This is a genomic window from Virgibacillus salexigens, assembly GCF_014905415.1.
GTDB classification, from domain to species: domain Bacteria; phylum Bacillota; class Bacilli; order Bacillales; family Amphibacillaceae; genus Virgibacillus; species Virgibacillus salexigens.
Genome location: NZ_BNEO01000018.1, coordinates 1 through 743, shown reverse-complemented (window position 1 = coordinate 743; position 743 = coordinate 1). Strand labels below are relative to the sequence as shown.

General features: G+C 38.5%; 1 pseudogene. It reads right to left on the bottom strand.

The features are described from left to right. Positions 1 to 576 (bottom strand): annotated as a pseudogene (locus JKP73_RS21995) (IS982-like element ISLll1 family transposase); the annotation flags it as partial. Positions 577 to 743: the final 167 nt, after the last annotated feature.

The window sequence follows — 743 nt, the reverse complement described above, 5'->3', positions numbered from 1 at the left end:
ATCTCCAAGGACTGTTGGTGTCCCAAATTGACTCAACACTTCCTCGGTCATTGAACTATCAGCCATTGAAGCAGGAGTAATTGTGTAGTCTATAACATAGCCTGATTCACTGACTAAAGCATGACATTTACATCCATAGAAGTACTGTCCCTTTGTAGCATCGTAGCCAACATTTGCATAATCTCCAAGAACTTTGCTTCTGAAATTACGAATAGGCTGACACAAAGGAATGGGGAAGCTATCAATAATGGATACACTCATTCCTTCAACCTCTTTAAAGACGAGTGCTTGGCGAATGACTTGGATACTCGGTAAGAGGGCATTACAACGGCGGACAAAGCGAGAATATTCTAGGAAATTAGGAAATAAACTTTGAGCCAATTGGTGCTTAGCTTTAAGTGTTTCACTAAAATGCAGTACGCCCCAGAGGTAACAAGCGATAACTAAGCAATCTGATGTTGCGAGATGGACGTTCTTTCGGTTTTGAACCTCAAGGGGAACACTCGTTTGATAAAGCGTCTCAATGGTTGTCAGTAAATAAACAAAAACTTTTGGAAGTGTGCTATTATAAGTCATATAAGTCGTGCGCTTTCTAATGCCTAGTGGTTTAAGATTAGGATAGCACGACTTATTTATTTTCCAATGAAATCAACTAGCAATTCGGGTATTGACCTAAGAAGATGTATTCCATTTTGTATCCATTTATTTGAATTTAGTCCAGTTCTAACTATCTTTTTTTTCAA